Origin of the sequence: Sessilibacter corallicola (genome assembly GCF_021290925.1) — a bacterium.
Taxonomy (GTDB): Bacteria; Pseudomonadota; Gammaproteobacteria; order Pseudomonadales; family Cellvibrionaceae; genus Sessilibacter; species Sessilibacter corallicola.
This window is the reverse complement of sequence record NZ_JAJSLX010000001.1, coordinates 1,505,127-1,524,184: the sequence shown is the minus strand read 5'-3', so window position 1 is coordinate 1,524,184 and position 19,058 is coordinate 1,505,127. Positions and strand designations below refer to the sequence as shown.

The following is a 19,058-nucleotide window of genomic DNA, read 5'->3' as shown; positions in this document are numbered from 1 at the left end:
AAAACACGAGAAAACAGCTTAGCTTGAGTTTTTTCGCAATATTGTCTGAGTGCTAAAGACGATTTGATTGGCAACAATTTTTGAGGAACCATGAATTTAACCACGTTACTGCTGACCCTGGTGGCGCTCAGTGCGGCGATTTTTTACACGTCCCGTCGCCGGTCGCTGTCAAAAGCGAAAGCGCTTGGTGGCCAACACCATTTGAATTCATTGCCTTTGTACTACGGTATGATGGCTTGCCTTTGGTGTGCATTACCGGCGATTTCGGTGCTGGTGATATGGTCGATATTCGACGGCGTTATTATTGAGCGCATTATTGTTCAGTCGCTGCCGAATTCGTCGGAATTGACATCATCCGAGCTTGGCTTGCTGATTAATTCCATTCAAAACTACGCTGCTAATCCTGGTTCCCTCACTGAAGTTAGCGATCCTGCAATCATTCAAGCCGCAGAGCGACTCGTTGATTTAAACCGCGTTAACGCTATGGCGCGCGCGCTGTTGGTGCTTATTTTCGGCGTTATTTTTGGTGCTATTGCCTGGACGCGAGTCAGTCCTGAGCTTAGAGCCCGACAGTTTGTCGAAAAAGTCTTCCAGTCTTTATTACTGCTCTCTTCTTTTGTTGCCGTGCTGGTAACGGTTGGCATCGTGTTTTCGGTACTGTTCGAAAGCTTGCGTTTCTTCAGCGTTATTCCCGTTACTGATTTTGTGTTTGGCACTCACTGGAGCCCACAAACGGCAATCCACGACGGCCAGGTTGGCGGTTCTGGATCATTCGGAGCGGTCCCTCTGTTTGCCGGTACCTTATTAATCTCGGCCATCGCCATGTTGGTTGCTGTTCCAACCGGTCTTATGTCGGCGATTTATTTGTCCGAGTACGCCGATCGCCGTGTTCGCGCCATTGTTAAACCAATGCTTGAGGTACTCGCCGGTATTCCAACAGTGGTTTACGGATTTTTTGCCGCACTCACCGTGGCTCCTACCATTCGCAGTTTCTTAGAAGGTGTTGGCTTTGAGAATGTCTCTTCTGAAAGTGCATTGGCTGCCGGTGGCGTGATGGGCATTATGATTATCCCGTTCGTGTCTTCGCTATCGGATGACGTAATTAACGCGGTGCCAAATTCACTGCGTGATGGTTCTTACGGTTTGGGGGCAACAAAATCGGAAACGATTAAAAAAGTGGTTATCCCAGCTGCTCTGCCCGGCATCGTCGGCGGTATTTTGCTGGCGGTGAGTCGCGCGATCGGTGAAACCATGATTGTAGTGATGGCCGCGGGCCTGGCTGCGAATCTCACGGCTAACCCTCTCGAATCGGTAACCACCGTTACTGTGCAAATTGTTACCTTGCTCGTCGGTGACCAAGAGTTTGACAGTCCGAAAACCCTTGCGGCATTCGCTTTAGGCTTGGTGTTGTTCTTGGTGACATTAACGTTGAACTTCATCGCCCTCCACGTAGTTAAGAAGTACCGAGAACAATATGAATAGCAATAAACCAAGCACTATCGATCTGGTTAACCGCAACCTGCAAAAGCGGTATCGTGCTGAGAAGCGTTTCCAAATCTTTGGTATTGCCTCCATTGGTTTCGGATTACTCTGTCTACTTGTGCTCTTTACCGACATTGTCAGCAAAGGCGCGGGCGCATTCACCAGTCACTACATTCAACTGACGGTCAATTTAGACCCCGATGATTTGGACATCACCGACATAACCGATGAGTCCCAATTGGCGCTGGCGGATTATCAGGGCGTTGTTCGCAAAGCCTTACGCGATAAATTCCCCGACGTTAAAAAGCGCGGTGATCGTCGTAAGCTCTACGGTTTGGTGAGTAACAGTGCCGGCTTCCGATTACAGGAGATTCTGAAAAACGACCCGGAAAAGCTCGGCGAACAGCTCACCCTTTGGGTGTTGGCCGACGACGACATTGATACCTACGCAAAAAGTAAAAACGACGCCGAGCCCTTTACGGGTCGCCTCAACGATAAGCAAATTGGCTGGGTAAACACCCTACTCGATTCTGGCGAAATGCAGTCTCGCTTTAACCGCGTACTGTTTACCTCGGGCGATTCTCGCGAGCCAGAAATGGCCGGTATTCGAGGCGCCTTGTTGGGATCGTTGTATACCCTGTTAGTGACGCTGGTACTGTCTTTTCCTATTGGCGTTGCCGCCGCTGTGTATTTGGAAGAGTACGCACCGAAGAACAAATTTACCGACTTCATTGAGGTCAACATCAACAACCTAGCTGCGGTTCCTTCCATTATTTACGGTTTGCTGGGTTTGGCGATTTTCATCAATTTCTTTGGCATGCCACGATCGATTCCGCTGGTGGGTGGTCTTGTGCTTACCTTGATGACCTTGCCGACGATTATTATTTCCTCGCGCGCGGCGATCAAATCTGTGCCGCCTTCCATTCGCCAAGCCGCTTTGGGTTTGGGGGCGTCCAAGATGCAGGTTATTTTGCATCACGTTTTACCGCTGGCAATGCCGGGCATGCTAACCGGTGCCATCATCGGTATGGCGCAGGCGTTGGGTGAAACCGCACCGCTGTTGATGATTGGTATGGTGGCGTTTATCGTTGATATTCCTCAATCAATTATGGACCCAGCAACAGTATTGCCGGTACAGATTTATCTTTGGTCAGACAGTCCAGAGCGCGCTTTTACAGAACGAACCTCTGGTGCCATCATAGTATTGCTGGCATTTTTGATTTTAATGAACACCATCGCAGTGTTGTTGCGCCGTCGTTTGGAACGACGCTGGTAACACGAGTTTAAATTTGACGTAATTACGAAATAGACAGTCGTTAAAAGGTTAAGAACAGTTTCTATGAACATGGCAACCAACACTGCTGAGACAATCGGCGACAATCATCAAACCGTTGGCACTCCGTTTGTTGATAATGCAAAGCTCAGCATGAGAAACGTCAACGTTTTTTATGGCGAAAAACAAGCTATCTTTGATGTAGGTATGGATATTGGTACCAACGAAGTGATGGCGATGATCGGCCCGTCCGGTTGTGGTAAATCAACGTTTTTACGCTGCTTGAACCGCATGAACGACACCATCGAAGGCTGTCGTGTTGAAGGCGATCTCAATCTTGAGGGCGAAGACATCTACGGAGCCAAGTTAGATGTGGTACCTTTAAGGGCTCGGGTCGGAATTGTGTTTCAAAAACCCAATCCATTTCCTAAGTCGATCTACGACAACATCGCTTACGGACCTAGAATCCACGGTTTGGTGTCTAAGCGCACAGAGCTGGACGAAATCGTCGAAACCAGCCTGCAAAAAGCAGGTTTGTGGAACGAAGTGAAAGATCGATTGGACGCGCCAGGCACCGGACTTTCCGGCGGTCAGCAACAGCGTTTGTGTATCGCCAGAACCATTGCTGTAAGCCCAGAAGTTATTTTGATGGATGAGCCCTGCTCCGCATTGGACCCGATCGCGACAGCAAAAATTGAAGAGCTGATCGCAGAGTTGAGTGAAAATTACACCATTGCGATTGTGACTCACTCCATGCAACAAGCCGCGCGTGTATCAAATCGCACCGCGTATTTCCACCTCGGTAAGTTGATAGAGGTAAATGAGACTGAAAAGGTGTTTACTAACCCAGATCATCAGTTGACCGAAGCGTACATCACTGGTCGATTTGGCTAATAATTAAAAAAAGAGGCTATTAAAGCTATGGATAAATTGCACTTAGACCAACACATTTCCCGCCAGTACAACGCCGATCTCGAAGATTTGCGTACGGAACTGCTGGAAATGGGCGGGATGGTGCAAGAGCAAATCCGAGATGCTATTTCCGCAATCAGTAACGCCGACAGTGACTTGGCCAGAAAGGTAACCACTGTCGAAGATGAAGTCGATGCTCGCGAAATTGCACTGGATGAGCATTGCACCCTAATCTTAGCGCGTCGCCAGCCTGCGGCATCGGATTTGCGCATGGTTTTAGCTGTATCCAAAATCACCCGTGACCTTGAGCGCATGGGCGACGAAGCCAATAAAGTCGCCACCATGGCGATTGCCCTGGTCGACGAAGGCCAGAGTTCGCAGGGTTACGTCGAGTTGCGCCATTTGGCGAAAAGCGTGTTGTTGATGGTCGATCAAATGCTGAATGCGTTTGCTCGCTTTGACGTTGATGCAGCAATGACCGTTGTTCGTGAAGATAAACTGGTGGATCGGGAGTACAAATCCTCCACCCGTGAATTGATCACCTACATGATGGAAGATCCGCGTTCGATCGGTCGCGTGATGAATGTGATGTGGGCGCTGCGTTCCCTAGAGCGTATTGGCGATCACGCCCGCAATGTTGCCGAGCACATTATTTACTTGGTTAAAGGATTGGACGTTCGTCATACCAGTGTTTCTGAGATGGAACGCCAAGTCAGCGAATCTTAAGCTACTGCCAGCAATAAACACTGGAGCGAAAAACGCTCTAGTGTTTTATTAAATCCGCGTTAATATTTTAGCGTTGACCTGCCCATTAGTTGACCTGACTATTAATTGTTAATGCTCAGGCGCAACGCGTCTCGAAATTCTACCGGCATTCCCCAGGCGTACTTCTCTAAAATAATCTCGCACACTTGCCCCCAGCCTGCGGCTGAGGACAGCTCTTCGCGTTCGTGGTTAAGCAACGTGTAGATCTCGCTCACGTTGTGATAATCCGGCCAAAGTCTGCGGGCTTCATCAAACGCGCCAATGGCGGCCACTACGTCTCGGTCTAACAAGGCTTGAAAGCCACGGGTTTCCGCATTTTTTGCCAGAGTACGATCATTAGATGGTTGCGTGGTTTGCTCAGGCGTTGGTGTTGTATTTTTTGATTGCGATTGCAGCGCAAATAATTCTTCTTGGACGTGATTATTAAGACGCTCCAATCGGCTCAATAAGTATTCTTTGTCTTTATCGTTAAAGTTGCCGTCTTGTTGAGAAATTTGATTGCGTAAATCAGCTATTTCTTGGGAATGGTTTGTCGATAGTGCCGAAACGCTTTGCCCGATTTTTACACCAAAAACATCCACTTCACGCGTCGATACTATGCCCATTAATTGTTCGCCGTAATTGATCAATGCGATTACCGCGACAATTGGCCAAAGCGATGATTTAATAAAATCCAAAATAAGTTTGGTCATTTCCATATTGTTATCCTTATTTATAGCAATGGCTTTTGCGGCAGCCTAAATCGCTGGGCGCAAAAAAAGTAATTATTCGTTGCGTTGAAAACTGTGTTAGAACTTATAAACAATCGCGATGTAAAAATATTAATAATGTATAAAATCGAAATGGTACTTTTAATGGTTTCGATATTTGTTCGAATCGAAATAGAAGAGCGTGGCTCCAATGAATATTAGTATTGGCGTCTGCCAAATAATATCGAAAGCGGTGAATAAATTAAATAACGATCAGTCACTAAAGGAGTTGTGTTAATTGCAACAGTTACCCGAGCAAACAATTTACTGCCCTTACTGTGGTGAACCGCAAGTCGTTATTATCGATCCGTCCGATGGCGACTGCCATTACATTGAAGATTGCCAGGTGTGTTGTCGGCCCATTGAATTTCATCTTACTGTGTATACGGAGGATTCGTTTGAAATAACTGTGCGACATGAAAACGAATAAAAAATCTAACTGATTCTTGTATGCGTTAAAAAATTAAGGCGTAACGTTTGTGTTTAGTGACGAGCTATGAAAGATGCGAATTAAATTGAGAGGTGTTTAGAATGTTTAGAGAAATAAAAAGCCGCCTGAATTAGGCGGCTTATAAAATTAATGAAAAACTTTGTGCAACTCTTTTACCAGTATTTGGCCAACACTTTGTAAATGAGAATAATGATGATTTAGCTCTTCTAAGTATTTTTCCAGATGGTCGATCGCTTCGTGTTGTTCTTGTTCTTCTATCTCATTGAGTTTTGATTTTAATTCAACGAGAGTACCTTCTAACATAGCGATTTTTTCATGTAGGTCTAGTTTTTGTTGTTCTAGAGAATCCATCACAGTACTCCTATTGGTTATTCTTTATCTATGCGCTGATCACCTTGCTTCCAAATACCAAAACAGAAGGAATAATCATAAACACGGTGAAAATATATAAAAGAATATAAAATTTATTTTTGACGGCGGCATCTGAAAGCCAATTCGCACACATTATCGGAATATTTCGTAAGACAGGAATGCTGTAAATCAGAATAACACCAAGTAAATTGTAAAATAGGTGCACTAATGCTATCTCCATCGCAAAAACTGCATTTGGTCCAGAGATAGCGGTTGCAGCCAGCAGGCCAGTAATGCAAGTACCAATATTAGCACCCAGAGTGAATGGATAAACTTGGCGAATAGAAAATACGCCGGTTCCGGCCAAGGGAACAATCAAGCTTGTGGTAGTTGATGAAGATTGCACAAGTACCGTCATAGCGGTTCCCGAAGCGATGCCTGCAACCGGACCTCGACCCACCGCAGAGTGCAATATTTCTTTGGCCTTGCCGACCATTAATACTTTGAGCAACTTACCAATAAAAGTAATCGAAACAAAAATAAGTACCACTCCGAGAATAATCATGATGATACCGGAAGCAGTGGTTGGCAGTGGCGATAATATCGAGCCTTTAATGAGGCCAACCGGTGGGCTAACAATGGCTTTCATGAAATTCAATCCACTCATCGAGACTGAATCTCCGCCAACCAGCATGGTAGAAAAATAGGCCCCTATTTTTTCCAAAAAGCCGAAAGCAATTTCGAGCGGAAGAAAGATAACCACGCACAGTAGATTAAAAAAGTCGTGAATTGTTGCTGCCGAGAACGCGCGCTTGAACTCCTCGCCTTGCTTGATATGACCTAAGCTGACGATGGTATTGGTAATGGTGGTACCAATATTAGCACCCATCACCATCGGAATGGCGATGCTCACCGGCATGCCGCCGGCAACCAGCCCGACGATAATCGACGTTACGGTACTCGATGATTGAATGAGTGCGGTAGCTACGGTGCCGATCACCAATCCGGTGATTGGGTTGCTGGCAAATTCAAACAGCTCCTTTGCGCGCTCCCCTGCGGATATTTTGAACCCTCCGCCAATTAACGAAACAGCAACTAACAGAAGATAGACAAGAGCGGCAACGAAAGCCCACTCACGCCAGTTTGATTGAATTGGTTGAGAATTGGGCGTGTTGTTTGCGGATGTATCAGTTGTCATAAATTGAATCGTTTCTAATTACGTCTGCGAAGACTTCCAGCTGGAAGCATTGAATCTAAATAAGGCCTATTGTGTGTCGTTTTGATGAAAGATTTATGACGAACATCGACAGACTAAAAGAATAGTCCACCCCAATAATGGTGAGGCTCTAAAAGATCGTTCATTTCAATAAAACATTCATGTTTAAAAATATTTGTATTCAAATTGAAAACATGTTCCTCTTTGAACGGCCAGTAAAATACATCCCTTATTGGTGTTCGGTTTTGAAGTGGTGCGGAGTATAAATGAAATTCTGGGTGTTGTTTGCAGTTGTTACGATGTTGGTTTTTTTAGGTGTTTGGGTTGTTAAAAATCAAGAACATCTCATATTCCCAGGATTTCGCCCCAACCTCGAAACCTACCAAGCCAATGAACAGTATCGTCTTGATTTGGCGGTTGATGACGAGATCAGTTTGATGGGCTGGAATCTGCCCGCTAGTTTCGATGAATCCGAACATGTGCTGATCTATTTTGGAGGCAATGCCCAAGATGTTCTGTCGGTAAAGTCTGTGCTGGAGCAGCTACCAGTGAGTCGTGTGTACACCTTTAATTACCGCAGTTACGGGTTAAACGAGGGGCAACCGAGCGAGGAAAAGTTTTATCAAGATGGGTTGAGCATTTATGAATTCGTGAAAGCCGAGCACCCAAGCGCGAAAATCTCGGTGGTGGGTTTTAGCATGGGCAGTGCGGTAGCCGGGTATGTAACCGCTAATAAAAGCGTTGAGAAGTTAGTCTTGGTTTGCCCGTTATTCAGTATTGAAAAGATTGTTCAAAGCCAGTTTTCATCTTTTATTGCACAATATTTAAAACACAAGTTCGATTTGTATGGGTTGGCACCGTCAATCTCGGCACCAACCCAGGTCTTTATTGCCAGTAAAGACAAAGCCATTCCGCCAGAGCATTCAAAAGCCACGTTTGATGCTCTAGCCGTCGAAAAGCAGCTCACGGTTATCGATGGAGCAAGCCATAACTCGATCTTCGAAGACGACAAGTTCCTGTCTGAATTGCATCAATTTTTGAAATAACCTTGTGTTAGAAGCGGTTTATTCGTTCATGATCCAGCCGAAATTCCAATTTTCAATCACTCCGTAGCCTTCGCAGGTGTCTGTGCCTCGCGCGAAAATTCGCTTGCCGGTGGAGTGCGCGGTTAGCGCCAAGCTCAAGATAGCCTTGCCTGCATCGGTCTTCGTATCGAACGATAAATGATTGGGGTGATCCTGGATACAGCTGGCAGGTTCCATTCCCAGCGGCGAGGTGAATCGAATGAATGCCCAGCCATTATTATCCACACGCACCGTATCTACGGTGCTGACAATCTCTGATGCTCCGTGTGCGCTAGAAATACAGACAGCAAAAAGTAAACCCAATAAAATTCTCATCGTAAAGTCTCATCATGGTTAGTGGTACAAGCAAGCTGAGTCTAACGGGGAATGCCAGTGAGTAAATAAGCTGAAAGTAAGCTTTTATTGATAATAAAGTTGATGGGTGTTTGTTTGAGAGATAAGGGGGTGAGAAATGTCGATTGGTGTTGAAAGATTACAGACCAATAACGACAAAGAAAACGAATCTGCTCGAACTCCAGAAAAGTTCGAGCAGAAAGTGATCAGTTACCTAGCTGCTCTAGCTGCTGCGTAGCAGCTTCGCCCAGTTCGCCGCCGGATTGCTGGACTTCGGTAAAGTTGCTTCGGGCCTGTTCGATATTGCCAAGCTTGGCATTACTAACGCCCAGATAAAACGTCGCGTACGGATTGGGTAACCATTGATTGCTTTGAATTAAATCACTGCGCGCGGCAGCGTAATTTTTCTGATCAACGGAAACGATTCCACGGTACAAATACGGCGCATAATATTGGTTATTCAAAGAGATCGCTTTATCGAAGGATTTTTTGGCCGATGTTTTACGCTCTAATTCCAGCTCAATTTGGCCTTTGGTTGTCCAAAATAAACCTTCTTTGGGCTGTTTTTTGATGGCTTGGTTGACTTGGTTTAGGGCTTCATCAAATTTCTTCTCACCCGCCAGCGATAGCGCTTTTGTATGCAAGTCGTACGCAGGTTTGTCTTTGCGAATTTGAGCGGTCGCTCTGTCGTATGCCGCTTTATTGCGGGCGCCGCTTTCCATGGTTTGTGCTTTAGCTAAGTTGGCGGCAACGCGATTCTGTGACGGGGGGTGGCTTTGTAAAAACGCCTGTAACGGATTAGTGCTACGCCCTTCTGACAATTTAACAAACGCTTTTTGCAGCTCTACTGCTCCGAGTGGTTCATAGCCGACACGACCCATATAATCCATGCCGTAGCGGTCGGCTTCCAGTTCTTGCCCCTGGCCGTATTGTGCTGAAATCGCAGCGGTGGCAAGGCCAACGCCCTGTTGGGTCAAACTGCCGTAACCGTAATTACTGCCCACCGCTTGGATCACAGAACCCAAGCCGCCGAGCAAGATCGATTGACTGTGCTGAGTCGCACCGTGACCAGCGGCGGCGTGAACAATTTCGTGGCCGATAACCGCAGCCAATTGCGATTCATCGGTGATGTGGTACAGAAGCCCCCGGTTGATCGCAATTTTTCCACCCGGTAGTGCCCAGGCGTTGGGGACATCGTTGTTCAGGACCACAAATTCGTAGGGCAAATCAGGGCGATCGCTCACTCGCGCTAATTTTTGGCCGATCTGAGAGACGTACTGACCCAGAGTTGGATCGAGAGTGTAGACACCGCCTTGGCTCTGTTGGCCAGGAATGTACTGGCGTTCACCGATGGAGATTTCTTGCGACTGAGAAAGTATGCTGAACTGACGTTCTCCGGTCACCGGATTCACCGTACAGCTCTGAATGAATGGTGTTAAGGCGATTAAACCCGCACCGATAAGCTTGCGTAAACGCACTGTCTGATCCCTCTTTTTCTGTACTTATCTATCAGATACCTAAAAAACCAATCCGTTATTTTAGACCGGATTGTGCGAGATTGTTTTAGCAATCGGTATAATATCGGTAAATTTTTCGCGCCGCTGGTTTTTCGCGGTCACAAACCCTTCAAGAGAGCAATATGCAAGCACTGCAAGTCATCGAAATGTTCGCAGGAACCCGCCCCGACGGAGAAACCGTGGTTGAGCGTCTGCGAGTGAAAATCAACGAAGACGACACCTGCCAACTGGTTACCTCCCCGGCCTTTGTCAAAGGCATCGCTCGCGGCGATACCCTAAAACGCAACGGCGATTCCTTCGAGCTGGTCAAGCGCTCCGGCAATCTGTGCATTCGAATCTACAGCGACAAGCTAGCAGACATTTCCCAAGAGCTGACGCCAGCATTGGAAAAGCTCGGTGGTGAGTTGGATATCGAAACCCCCAGATTTTACGTCTACAGCATTCATGTATCCTGCGGATTCACAAAAATAGAAGAGCTGCTCAATAAATACGTGGCCGACACAGGCATGTGGATGTACGGTAACGTCTACGATCCCGAAGACGGCACCACGCCATTAAATTGGTGGCAATCCATTCTAGCGCCCGAATAACACCAGGAATTCATCACTATGTTAATGGTTATCTCACCGGCAAAAACGCTGGACTACGACACCGCGCCTGTGACCAAAACAGCGACCCAACCCGACTTTTTGGAAGACTCAGCCGAACTTATCGATGAGTTGCGTGAACTCGCTCCGCACGACATTTCAACCTTGATGAGCATCAGCGACAAACTTGGCGTGCTTAACTTTGATCGCTTCCGTGACTGGTCGCAACCGTTTACCAAAGACAATGCCAAGCAAGCCGTACTTGCGTTTAAAGGCGATGTGTACACAGGTTTACAGGCAGAATCGTTCAACGCACAAGAATTTAAATTTGCGCAAAAACACCTGCGGATTTTATCGGGTCTCTATGGTTTGCTTAGACCGTTAGACTTAATGCAAGCCTACCGATTGGAAATGGGCACCAAGTTTGATAATCGTCGCGGTAAAAACTTGTACGAATTTTGGGGTGACAAAGTCACCGAAGCGCTAAACGAGCAATTGAAAAAACTCAAAACCGATACCTTGGTAAATTTAGCGTCCAATGAGTACTTTAAAGTCGTGAACAAAAAAGTACTCAACGCCGAGATTATTACGCCCGCATTTAAAGATTTAAAAAATGGCGAGTACAAAATTATCAGCTTCTACGCCAAAAAAGCTCGAGGCTTAATGAGTGCTTGGGCTATTCAGCACGGAGTAACCGAGGCGGAAGGATTAAAAGATTTTAACGTTCAAGGGTATCAATACAACAGTGAACTTTCCAAAGGTAATACTTGGGTATTCACTCGCGATACGCCAGAATAAAATGTCATGAATTAATCAGAGCGCCATTTAATATTGGCTCATGAAAAGAGATAACACTGTGATTTTAGAAAAACCGATTTCCCAAGCAAGTATTAATAATCGCGAACCGATTTTTGCTCAATTACAACGGCTTTTATCCGATAAAAAATCCGTGCTGGAAATCGGTTCTGGCACCGGCCAACACGCCGTTTATTTCGCGGGTGAATTACCTCATCTGCATTGGCACACATCCGACCTTACAGAAAATCATCCCGGTATTAATCAGTGGTTAGGTGAATACAATGGCGATAATATTTCTCGTCCATTAGAACTTGATGTAACCGGCAGTTGGCCTGAATTAAAAGTCGATGCCGTCTACACGGCCAACACTTTACACATTATGAGTTTTGATTCGGTAAAACATTTTTTTGCTGGTCTCTCTAATGTTCTCAATGAAAACGCAACACTCATTATCTACGGACCTTTTAAATACAGCGGCGAATTTACCACACCGAGTAACGCAAAGTTTGATATTTGGTTGAAAAATCGAAATTCAGAAAGTGGTGTTCGCGATATAGAAGCGATTCAAGAGCTGGCCAAAGAGCAAGGTTTAAAGTTAGTGGAAGATAACGCCATGCCTGCGAATAATCAGTTGTTGGTTTTTGTTAAAGAAGAGATGTAAGTTCAATAAACATCACAGCTAACCAAGCCACATTTACTGTTTTTCAGAAATTCTAAACCGACGTTTTAACTTCATTTTTCGAAAAACTCCTTTAGGCTCCGAAATATACGGCACCATCATTTGGGGTTTTTCGAAGACTTCTAAAGTCCACGGTGTATCTTTAAAAAATGTAAATCCAATCGTGTTAGCGTTCTTTATGGTTAAGTCCGAAAACATGCCGGTTGAATACATCCAATAAATCGATGCTGAATCAACAACGTTGTTTTCGGCATCAATTAAATAAATATTTAAGGTTTCTTCGAACGGGCAATCGTTGGTGGTAAAGATCAGATATTCATCTTGGAGTTGAATACAGGCTTCTACACAAGCGCCTTCGATATTAACGTCTAGTGCTGCCTGAGCGATGCTAACTTGAATATTGGGTGATTCGGTTTCGGTGGCTTCGCGAGTTAACGCAGAACTAATTTGCGATGATTCTATAATGTTCATACTGATAACTACCAGGCAAAACCTATTCCGATCGCTGCTAGAGCGCCACCGACGAATGCACCAACAGTAACACAGACGGGTGCACCTGGACCGCAAGCCAGGCCAGCCACTGCGCCACCAGCGATCCCTCCGGCAATGCTAGCTCCAGTTAATGCAGCTTCTTTACCGGCCGCTCCTACTTTATTTTCAGCGGTCGCAACAGTATATACAGATAACGCAATTGAAAGAAATATTAAACTTCGTCCTGCATACGAGAGTTTTTTCATGGTTGCGCTAACTTTCGGGTTAGACTTTCCGGCTGACTTTACGACCTCGGCATAAATCGCATTTTGCTGTTGCGCGGTCAAGTCATGAAACGACACTTTAGGTCCATAAACTTTAATGACTTTTTTGGCGATTATTTCATTTAATGTTTTACCCTGTTGTTTAATTGAATGAGCCAGCGCTTTACCGACAGGCGTACTCCTTCTTCTTGTTATTTCCATTATCGCGTTGCGAGTTTCATTCGCTGTATTTGCCGCGTCCACCCAAGATATTCTTCCAGAAGATGCTTGTACTCTAAGTTCATTCGCCATCGCTTTTATTTTTCTGGAGTAAGACTGGCGCGCAGACGAATCAATAACTAAATGTGCGCCAATATTGGCAATTTCTGCTTCTAATGCCTGAATGGCATTTTCGAATAATCGTCTTTCGTTGTTTATCGTCATTTTTCGCTCTGTTAATCAATTTGCCGGGACAACGTCAAATAACCATGAGCGTTTATTCTCAACAGGATTGCAAAAATGCTAAAACAAAAAAAATTGTGTATGAGGTGTGTTATGCACAGTGCTGTCAAATGTTACAGCCAATTTTTTGAAATGAGCTAATGTAAAAATAACGATATGATTAAACTCAATTTCTTACAGTTATTTAAAGTGTTAACCGTAAGACGGTTTAATTATTTTTAACGTTTTTATTTTGGCGTGATTTTCTTTTTCGTGATGACTTGTAAATGAATATAAAGCTTGTGCTTGATAATTATAATTTAATAAAGTCTTCTCTTAATAAATCGCGAATGAGTAATACAGATGGTGTGATTCGATTTTTATTGGGGCAAATTAAATTTAATTCTGTTGTTGCGGTTTTATAGTTGGGTAATAACCGAACCAGTTTCCCGTCTTTTAAATCCTCGGCAATATCAAATTTGGATTTGTAACCAATCCCCTTACCGTTAACAAGCCAACGTCTCACCAGCTCGCCATCATTGGCGGTTCGATTACCAGAAACTTTTACGATAATTTTTTTAGTGTCAGTTTCTGCGGTTTGAGAAAATTCCCACTGATTGTAAATACGATTATTTAATTGAAAGCAAAGGCAGTTGTGATTGTGAAGCTCTTCAGGTGTTCTTGGCATGCCATGCTTTGCCAAATAACTGGGCGCGGCGCATAAAACGCGTTCTAGATCGGCGAGTTTAAAGGCTACTGATGAAGAGTCTTCAAGGGTTCCGTAGCGAATGGCAAGATCAACACGGTCAATAAAAAAGTCGGTAATGGAATCGCCCAAAATTAAATTCACCGATAATTTCGGATGCTGATCAATAATACGATCAAAGCAGTGCATTAACAGGTTGCGGCCTAAATCCGAAGGTACCGAAATACGCAATTTCCCCGAGATTTCACCTTTCAGTGATTGCATTGATTCCTGGCCGAGTCTGAGGCTCTCTAGGGCGTTACGGGTGTGCACTAAATAGCGCTCGCCTTCTTCGGTGATGCGCAAATGCCGAGTAGAGCGAATAAACAAGGTGGCACCAAGTTGTTTTTCCAGACGTTTAAGGGCGGCACTGGCCGCTGCCGTGCTGATGTCTAAGTTGGCGGCGGCTTTGGTAATGCTGCCACTGTCGGCGGTTTGAATGAATAAAGACAGGTCTTCTAGGTTCATTATCAAAAATATTTTGATTATTAATCAATGATTACCCTATTTATAGCACGTAAAAGGCGTTTGATAATAGCGGCATCCCGTGATTGCACAGTCAGACCGTGCTTACCCGTTGTTCAACTAACAAAAGAGATACCACCATGAAAGCGATTGGCTACCGTTCCCCCGGAGATATCGACCAAGACAAATCCCTTATTGATATTGAACTGCCGACACCCAAAGCCTCTGGGCGTGATGTGTTAATCAAGGTGAACGCGATATCGGTGAACCCTGTTGATACCAAAGTGCGCAGAGCTATGGCGCCTCTCGACGGCGATGAGTATCGTATTTTGGGTTGGGATGCCGTTGGTGAAGTGGTGGAAATTGGTGATCTCGTGGAAAACTTCCGTGTGGGTGATCAGGTGTGGTATGCCGGTGATTTGACGCGCGCGGGATCGAACGCCGAATATCAATTGGTGGATGAACGCATTGTCGGTAAAAAACCGCAAACGCTCACCGATACCGAAGCGGCCGCCTTGCCTTTAACGGCGATTACCGCGTGGGAATTATTGTTTGATCGCTTAAACATCAGCGCAATTCAACCTTCTGCGCCAAAAGGTACAAGTGATGAATCCATCTTAATTATTGGCGCAGCCGGTGGCGTGGGTTCCATTTTGACCCAACTGGCCGTAAAACTGACTAACGCTGCCGTGATTGGTACGGCTTCTCGTACCGAGAGCGTGGAATGGGTGAAAAGTTTGGGTGCTGATCATGTGATTAATCACCATAAATCGTTTTCAGAGCACTTAAACGCGTTGAATATACCTTCAGTAACCCATGTGATTAGCTTGAATCAAACCGATCAACACTTTGATCAAATTGTTGATGTTCTGGCACCGCAAGGAAAGCTCGCACTGATTGACGACCCTGCTGATTCCATCGACATTAAAAAACTGAAACTAAAATCCATATCGTTGCATTGGGAATTTATGTACACGCGCTCAATGTTCAATACCCACGATATGATTAAGCAGCACGAGTTACTCACCGAGCTGGCTCAATTAATTGATGCCGGGCATATTAAAACCACCGTAGGTGAACACGGTGGAATCATCAATGCCGAGAATCTAAAAAATGCACATCGAAAGCTTGAGACAAATTCCACCGTTGGAAAAATTGTTCTTGAAGGTTTTTGATCATAATCTTTTCAATTTTATTTTAGAGAATTAACCATGAATACCGTACTCACCATTGTCGCGAAAATTGAAGCCAAGCCTGAAGCAGTCGACTTGGTAAAAACCGAACTTATTAAATTGATTCAACCAACCAGAGCCGAGCAAGGTTGTATTACCTACGATCTGCATCAAGACAACCAAAGCCCAGAAATATTTTTATTTTTTGAAAAATGGGAATCCCGTGAGTTGTGGCAAGCACACATGAACAACGATCACCTTAAAGCGTATATGGAAGCAGTTGACGGCGCAGTGGCTAATTTCACCTTAAATGAAATGAGCGAAGTGCTTGAATCCGTATAAAACTCGGTAGTTATACTCATCTGCTCAGCCAGCCCTGATCAACGCTGTATCGAATGAGCATGGCTGAGCAAATTAATACAATTAAACCTCGAATATAAATAGGTTTTGTTTTTAGCAGGAAATGCGAACCCACCCAAGCGCCGAGTACCTGACCGGTAATCATCAATAATCCCGCCACCCACACGACTTTTCCAAGTACAATAAAAATAGTCAGCGAGGCGATGTTGGTGGCGAAGTTAAGAGGTTTTGCCATCGCGGTGGCTTTAATCAATCCTTTACCGTTGGCGGTAACTCCGGCGAGCGCGAAGAATGAGCCAGTGCCTGGACCAAAGAAACCGTCGTAAAACCCCACCGAAGGTACAATCGCGTTTTTAAAGGTTGACTGAGATACCTGGGGTGTTTGTTTATCTTGCGTTGGTGTTGGCGAAAATAAAAAATAAATCGCAATGACTAAAAGTGCCGCCGGAATAATAAAAGACAATGCTTGTGAATCGACAAACTGAATGGCTGCCGTACCTAAGCACGAGCCAATAAATGCCGTTAGCATTAATGGTTTGACTTCATCCCATGTGACCTTTCGCTTTCTTAACATTAATAATGAAGACGTTGCCGTGCCCATGCTGCTTTGCAGTTTATTGGTGCCCAGTGCCGAAATGGGCGGAATCCCTGCCAGTATCAAAGTTGGTAGGGTAATCAATCCGCCGCCACCGGCTAATGTATCAATAAAGCCTGCAAATACGGCGGCAAAAAACAACAGTAATAAAATCTGATAAGAAAATTCAGCGATCATCAAACTACCTTATTAAGATGAAGGTACTACAGCCTGGTTGAGTTCGTTTTTGAATAGGTTCTAAAAACCGATAAAAAGGGCCTCCAACCATAGAGTACTTCGCGATTAAATACTATTAAAACCTGATATATCGCGGCCATTGGTTGCGTGGCATAGATGCTGCTCTAACGCCTAAACTTCTATTTTTAACATTAAACGGCAGTTTCTTGACGCTTACCGAGAGTGGCCCATGAGTTCTGACACACACGTTTGTGAGAAAACCTACGACCTTGAAGATTTAGAGCGTGCGGTATACAACCGAGATTACGAGAACGCAACACTGTTGCTGCTAAAAGCCTTGCAAGGGTTTGAGCAAAAAACGTGGGATTTTGTCACGCTGCAAGACGACGGTGGCGCAATTAGAAACCGAAACAAAAGCCGCTCTAAAATTCTTTTGACGCGCTTTTGTGCGGCCGTTACTGCATTGCTATCTGATCCGGGATTGGTGCTCAGTCGCGGAGGTTTTGAGTATTTGATGTTGTTTAAGCGGTATCTCGACACCGTGTTTGCTGCCACCGATTTTGCCGACATGTCTCATATACTTGCGCTCATCGGTGAAAAAACCGCTGATGACAAAGTATCTTATAAAAATGAATCTGAATTCTTAAAAGTCATGGTCGCCTGTAGCGCCAACTCCGGCGCTGAGATTTTGACTGAATTACTGAATGCTTTGCCAAAAGAGTTGGCTTTCTTGTTTTGGTTAAGTTTACTCGATAACGAGATGGTGTTGACCGAAACGTCCGATCACGCTCGCAATTCGCTGCTCCATCACGGCGAGAAGTTTGCTTCCATCGTACCGTCCGATACTGCGATGATTCGTCTGGTAAATACCTGGATGTTTTGCAGTTATATGAACAATCCAGAAAAGCACAACATTAAAATCCATCTCAATAAGATCGTAAAAAACTACTGCCAAAAAAATGGAGCAAAACAACCGTTTATTTCTAAAGAGCGTGTCTTAAAAGATAAGCCGACAATCTTAGTTGTCTGCGAGCGTTATACGTCGGATCACGCCATGTATCGGTGTTACGGTCGTGCTATTTCAAAACTTAATAAGTACTTTAAAACGGTTTTTATGTCGCTGCCCAAACGATTCGATAAAAAATCCATCGCCGATTTTGACGAAACCGTCATTTTAGAAAACAAAGGGGTGGTAGTAGACATCAAACCGATTATCGGCGCCATCGTAAAACAGGCACCGGATATTATTTTTTATCCCAGCATTGGTATGGAAGCCTGGGTGGTAAGCTGTGCGCAATATCGGTTGGCGCCGATTCAAATGATGACCATGGGACATCCGGCAACCAGTCATTGCGAGAATATCGACTATTTTGTTGGCGAAGAAGGCTTTACCGGTGATGCAAGCCGTTGGAGTGAAACCGGGGTGGAAGTTAAAAAGGGAACTCTCGCGTTCAGCTTGGGGTCGCTCAATTGCGATATTTACCCACACATTAATAAGAATCCAGAGACATTAAAAATAGCCGTACCGAGCATTGCTTACAAGCTGAACCCGGCTGTGCTGAGCATTTGTAAGTATGTTTATGAAACCACTAAGAAAAATGTTGAGTTTCATTTTTTTCCAAATATGTCGGGCATCAACTACGCGGCCATTAAGTTGCGTTTAACCGAAATACTGCCGTGTACGGTGTATGAAAATATGCCCTACAAAAACTACATGGCCGTTCTTAGTAATTGTGATATTGCCTTCAGTCCATTTCCGTTTGGTAATACCAATGGATTTATCGACTGCGCGCGCTTGGCTATTCCAGTGATTTGCTTAGACGGACCGGAAACACACAGTCATATTGATTCCGAACTCAGCTCTAGAATTGGTTTGCCTGAGTTTTGCCGCGCCAATTCTATCGATGAATACAAAGCAGCGGCGATTCAATTAATAGAGAATGAAGCATTACGCATTGAGCTAAGCCAATATTTATTGGATAAAAACATTGATCAGTTTTTATTTGATGCCAGCAACGACGATGTTGTCGAAGACCTTGCTGAGCTGTGTTATTGGGTTTATCAAAACCACGAAACTATTCAAGCAGAAGATAAACAACTGTGGAACGTTTCTGATCGAGAACAGCTGATAAGCTCGGTCAGTAAAACAGGAATAGCGTCGTAATATTTGG

21 protein-coding genes are annotated in these 19,058 nt (G+C 44.8%); 12 read left to right on the top strand and 9 right to left on the bottom strand.

Annotated features, from left to right (window positions below; translation table 11 throughout):
- The first annotated feature begins 90 nt into the window (after window positions 1-90).
- From pstC to phoU, 4 genes are all read left to right on the top strand, one after another.
- Window positions 91-1,482: a phosphate ABC transporter permease subunit PstC gene (gene pstC, locus LU361_RS06400; protein WP_233087987.1), complete on the top strand. Its 1,392-nt coding sequence runs from the start codon at window positions 91-93 to the stop codon at window positions 1,480-1,482.
- Entirely contained in the window at window positions 1,475-2,758 is a 1,284-nt protein-coding gene (gene pstA / locus LU361_RS06395; RefSeq protein WP_233087986.1) for a phosphate ABC transporter permease PstA, read from the top strand. Before pstC ends, pstA begins: the two co-directional genes overlap by 8 nt.
- Before the next feature lie 63 nt (window positions 2,759-2,821).
- Entirely contained in the window at window positions 2,822-3,649 is an 828-nt protein-coding gene (gene pstB, locus LU361_RS06390; protein WP_250647558.1) for a phosphate ABC transporter ATP-binding protein PstB, read from the top strand.
- Window positions 3,650-3,676: 27 nt separating this feature from the next.
- Window positions 3,677-4,393 (top strand): phosphate signaling complex protein PhoU, encoded by a 717-nt coding sequence (phoU, locus tag LU361_RS06385; RefSeq protein ID WP_233087985.1) that lies wholly within the window; start codon window positions 3,677-3,679, stop codon window positions 4,391-4,393.
- Window positions 4,394-4,494: 101 nt separating this feature from the next.
- On the opposite strand, the gene LU361_RS06380 is transcribed toward phoU, so the two are convergent.
- Window positions 4,495-5,130, bottom strand: coding sequence for a hypothetical protein (locus tag LU361_RS06380; protein ID WP_233087984.1), 636 nt, complete (start codon window positions 5,128-5,130; stop codon window positions 4,495-4,497).
- A gap of 289 nt (window positions 5,131-5,419) precedes the next feature.
- On the opposite strand from LU361_RS06380, the gene LU361_RS06375 reads away from it, so the two are divergent.
- Window positions 5,420-5,611 (top strand): CPXCG motif-containing cysteine-rich protein, encoded by a 192-nt coding sequence (locus tag LU361_RS06375; RefSeq protein WP_233087983.1) that lies wholly within the window; start codon window positions 5,420-5,422, stop codon window positions 5,609-5,611.
- A 147-nt stretch (window positions 5,612-5,758) separates the two neighbouring features.
- Here the strand turns inward: LU361_RS06375 and LU361_RS06370 are convergent, their stop codons facing one another.
- Both LU361_RS06370 and LU361_RS06365 read right to left on the bottom strand, forming a co-directional pair.
- A complete protein-coding gene (locus tag LU361_RS06370; RefSeq protein WP_233087982.1) occupies window positions 5,759-5,983 on the bottom strand; it encodes a hypothetical protein in 225 nt (74 codons plus the stop codon).
- A gap of 28 nt (window positions 5,984-6,011) precedes the next feature.
- The gene (locus LU361_RS06365) at window positions 6,012-7,181 is read right to left on the bottom strand and encodes a Na/Pi symporter (protein WP_233087981.1); all 1,170 of its coding nucleotides are present in this window, start codon (window positions 7,179-7,181) and stop codon (window positions 6,012-6,014) included.
- Between the two features lie 284 nt (window positions 7,182-7,465).
- Here LU361_RS06365 and LU361_RS06360 point away from each other — a divergent pair, with 284 nt between their 5' ends.
- Entirely contained in the window at window positions 7,466-8,245 is a 780-nt protein-coding gene (locus LU361_RS06360; RefSeq protein WP_233087980.1) for an alpha/beta hydrolase, read from the top strand.
- An 18-nt stretch (window positions 8,246-8,263) separates the two neighbouring features.
- Here the strand turns inward: LU361_RS06360 and LU361_RS06355 are convergent, their stop codons facing one another.
- Both LU361_RS06355 and LU361_RS06350 read right to left on the bottom strand, forming a co-directional pair.
- Window positions 8,264-8,599 carry a hypothetical protein gene (locus LU361_RS06355; protein ID WP_233087979.1) on the bottom strand — a complete coding sequence of 112 codons (336 nt, stop codon included), beginning with the start codon at window positions 8,597-8,599 and terminating at the stop codon, window positions 8,264-8,266.
- Between the two features lie 224 nt (window positions 8,600-8,823).
- The gene (locus LU361_RS06350) at window positions 8,824-10,095 is read right to left on the bottom strand and encodes a M48 family metalloprotease (protein WP_233087978.1); all 1,272 of its coding nucleotides are present in this window, start codon (window positions 10,093-10,095) and stop codon (window positions 8,824-8,826) included.
- A 161-nt stretch (window positions 10,096-10,256) separates the two neighbouring features.
- Here LU361_RS06350 and LU361_RS06345 point away from each other — a divergent pair, with 161 nt between their 5' ends.
- The 3 genes from LU361_RS06345 to LU361_RS06335 are packed head-to-tail and all read left to right on the top strand — an operon-like array spanning window position 10,257 to window position 12,180.
- Window positions 10,257-10,724 (top strand): DUF4265 domain-containing protein, encoded by a 468-nt coding sequence (locus LU361_RS06345; RefSeq protein WP_233087977.1) that lies wholly within the window; start codon window positions 10,257-10,259, stop codon window positions 10,722-10,724.
- 18 nt (window positions 10,725-10,742) lie between these two features.
- Window positions 10,743-11,519 carry a peroxide stress protein YaaA gene (gene yaaA, locus LU361_RS06340; protein ID WP_233087976.1) on the top strand — a complete coding sequence of 259 codons (777 nt, stop codon included), beginning with the start codon at window positions 10,743-10,745 and terminating at the stop codon, window positions 11,517-11,519.
- A 58-nt stretch (window positions 11,520-11,577) separates the two neighbouring features.
- Window positions 11,578-12,180 (top strand): DUF938 domain-containing protein, encoded by a 603-nt coding sequence (locus LU361_RS06335; RefSeq protein ID WP_233087975.1) that lies wholly within the window; start codon window positions 11,578-11,580, stop codon window positions 12,178-12,180.
- A 33-nt stretch (window positions 12,181-12,213) separates the two neighbouring features.
- Here the strand turns inward: LU361_RS06335 and LU361_RS06330 are convergent, their stop codons facing one another.
- From LU361_RS06330 to LU361_RS06320, 3 genes are all read right to left on the bottom strand, one after another.
- The gene (locus tag LU361_RS06330) at window positions 12,214-12,669 is read right to left on the bottom strand and encodes a hypothetical protein (protein ID WP_233087974.1); all 456 of its coding nucleotides are present in this window, start codon (window positions 12,667-12,669) and stop codon (window positions 12,214-12,216) included.
- Between the two features lie 8 nt (window positions 12,670-12,677).
- Window positions 12,678-13,376 carry a hypothetical protein gene (locus LU361_RS06325; RefSeq protein ID WP_233087973.1) on the bottom strand — a complete coding sequence of 233 codons (699 nt, stop codon included), beginning with the start codon at window positions 13,374-13,376 and terminating at the stop codon, window positions 12,678-12,680.
- Window positions 13,377-13,686: 310 nt separating this feature from the next.
- Entirely contained in the window at window positions 13,687-14,586 is a 900-nt protein-coding gene (locus LU361_RS06320) for a LysR family transcriptional regulator (RefSeq protein ID WP_233087972.1), read from the bottom strand.
- A 137-nt stretch (window positions 14,587-14,723) separates the two neighbouring features.
- On the opposite strand from LU361_RS06320, the gene LU361_RS06315 reads away from it, so the two are divergent.
- Together LU361_RS06315 and LU361_RS06310 are read left to right on the top strand one after the other, a co-directional pair.
- A complete protein-coding gene (locus LU361_RS06315) occupies window positions 14,724-15,758 on the top strand; it encodes a zinc-binding alcohol dehydrogenase family protein (RefSeq protein WP_233087971.1) in 1,035 nt (344 codons plus the stop codon).
- Between the two features lie 36 nt (window positions 15,759-15,794).
- Window positions 15,795-16,097: a putative quinol monooxygenase gene (locus tag LU361_RS06310; RefSeq protein ID WP_233087970.1), complete on the top strand. Its 303-nt coding sequence runs from the start codon at window positions 15,795-15,797 to the stop codon at window positions 16,095-16,097.
- A gap of 16 nt (window positions 16,098-16,113) precedes the next feature.
- Here LU361_RS06310 and LU361_RS06305 read toward each other — a convergent pair whose 3' ends face one another.
- The gene (locus LU361_RS06305; protein ID WP_233087969.1) at window positions 16,114-16,887 is read right to left on the bottom strand and encodes a TSUP family transporter; all 774 of its coding nucleotides are present in this window, start codon (window positions 16,885-16,887) and stop codon (window positions 16,114-16,116) included.
- Window positions 16,888-17,116: 229 nt separating this feature from the next.
- Between LU361_RS06305 and LU361_RS06300 the strand changes: the two genes are divergently transcribed.
- On the top strand, window positions 17,117-19,051 hold the full coding sequence (locus LU361_RS06300) for a hypothetical protein (RefSeq protein WP_233087968.1): 1,935 nt from the start codon (window positions 17,117-17,119) through the stop codon (window positions 19,049-19,051).
- The last annotated feature ends 7 nt before the right edge of the window (window positions 19,052-19,058 follow it).

What these genes read in the sequence shown, in the direction of transcription:
- yaaA (WP_233087976.1), top strand. Translation starts at nt 10,743, where the DNA reads ATGTTAATGGTTATCTCACCGGCAAAAACGCTGGACTACGACACCGCG.
- LU361_RS06300 (WP_233087968.1), top strand. Translation starts at nt 17,117, where the DNA reads ATGAGTTCTGACACACACGTTTGTGAGAAAACCTACGACCTTGAAGAT.
- LU361_RS06315 (WP_233087971.1), top strand. Translation starts at nt 14,724, where the DNA reads ATGAAAGCGATTGGCTACCGTTCCCCCGGAGATATCGACCAAGACAAA.
- pstB (WP_250647558.1), top strand. Translation starts at nt 2,822, where the DNA reads ATGAACATGGCAACCAACACTGCTGAGACAATCGGCGACAATCATCAA.
- LU361_RS06355 (WP_233087979.1), bottom strand. Translation starts at nt 8,599, where the DNA reads ATGAGAATTTTATTGGGTTTACTTTTTGCTGTCTGTATTTCTAGCGCA.
- LU361_RS06310 (WP_233087970.1), top strand. Translation starts at nt 15,795, where the DNA reads ATGAATACCGTACTCACCATTGTCGCGAAAATTGAAGCCAAGCCTGAA.
- LU361_RS06370 (WP_233087982.1), bottom strand. Translation starts at nt 5,983, where the DNA reads ATGGATTCTCTAGAACAACAAAAACTAGACCTACATGAAAAAATCGCT.
- phoU (WP_233087985.1), top strand. Translation starts at nt 3,677, where the DNA reads ATGGATAAATTGCACTTAGACCAACACATTTCCCGCCAGTACAACGCC.
- LU361_RS06320 (WP_233087972.1), bottom strand. Translation starts at nt 14,586, where the DNA reads ATGAACCTAGAAGACCTGTCTTTATTCATTCAAACCGCCGACAGTGGC.
- LU361_RS06305 (WP_233087969.1), bottom strand. Translation starts at nt 16,887, where the DNA reads ATGATCGCTGAATTTTCTTATCAGATTTTATTACTGTTGTTTTTTGCC.
- LU361_RS06345 (WP_233087977.1), top strand. Translation starts at nt 10,257, where the DNA reads ATGCAAGCACTGCAAGTCATCGAAATGTTCGCAGGAACCCGCCCCGAC.
- LU361_RS06330 (WP_233087974.1), bottom strand. Translation starts at nt 12,669, where the DNA reads ATGAACATTATAGAATCATCGCAAATTAGTTCTGCGTTAACTCGCGAA.
- LU361_RS06380 (WP_233087984.1), bottom strand. Translation starts at nt 5,130, where the DNA reads ATGGAAATGACCAAACTTATTTTGGATTTTATTAAATCATCGCTTTGG.
- pstC (WP_233087987.1), top strand. Translation starts at nt 91, where the DNA reads ATGAATTTAACCACGTTACTGCTGACCCTGGTGGCGCTCAGTGCGGCG.
- LU361_RS06325 (WP_233087973.1), bottom strand. Translation starts at nt 13,376, where the DNA reads ATGACGATAAACAACGAAAGACGATTATTCGAAAATGCCATTCAGGCA.
- pstA (WP_233087986.1), top strand. Translation starts at nt 1,475, where the DNA reads ATGAATAGCAATAAACCAAGCACTATCGATCTGGTTAACCGCAACCTG.
- LU361_RS06360 (WP_233087980.1), top strand. Translation starts at nt 7,466, where the DNA reads ATGAAATTCTGGGTGTTGTTTGCAGTTGTTACGATGTTGGTTTTTTTA.
- LU361_RS06365 (WP_233087981.1), bottom strand. Translation starts at nt 7,181, where the DNA reads ATGACAACTGATACATCCGCAAACAACACGCCCAATTCTCAACCAATT.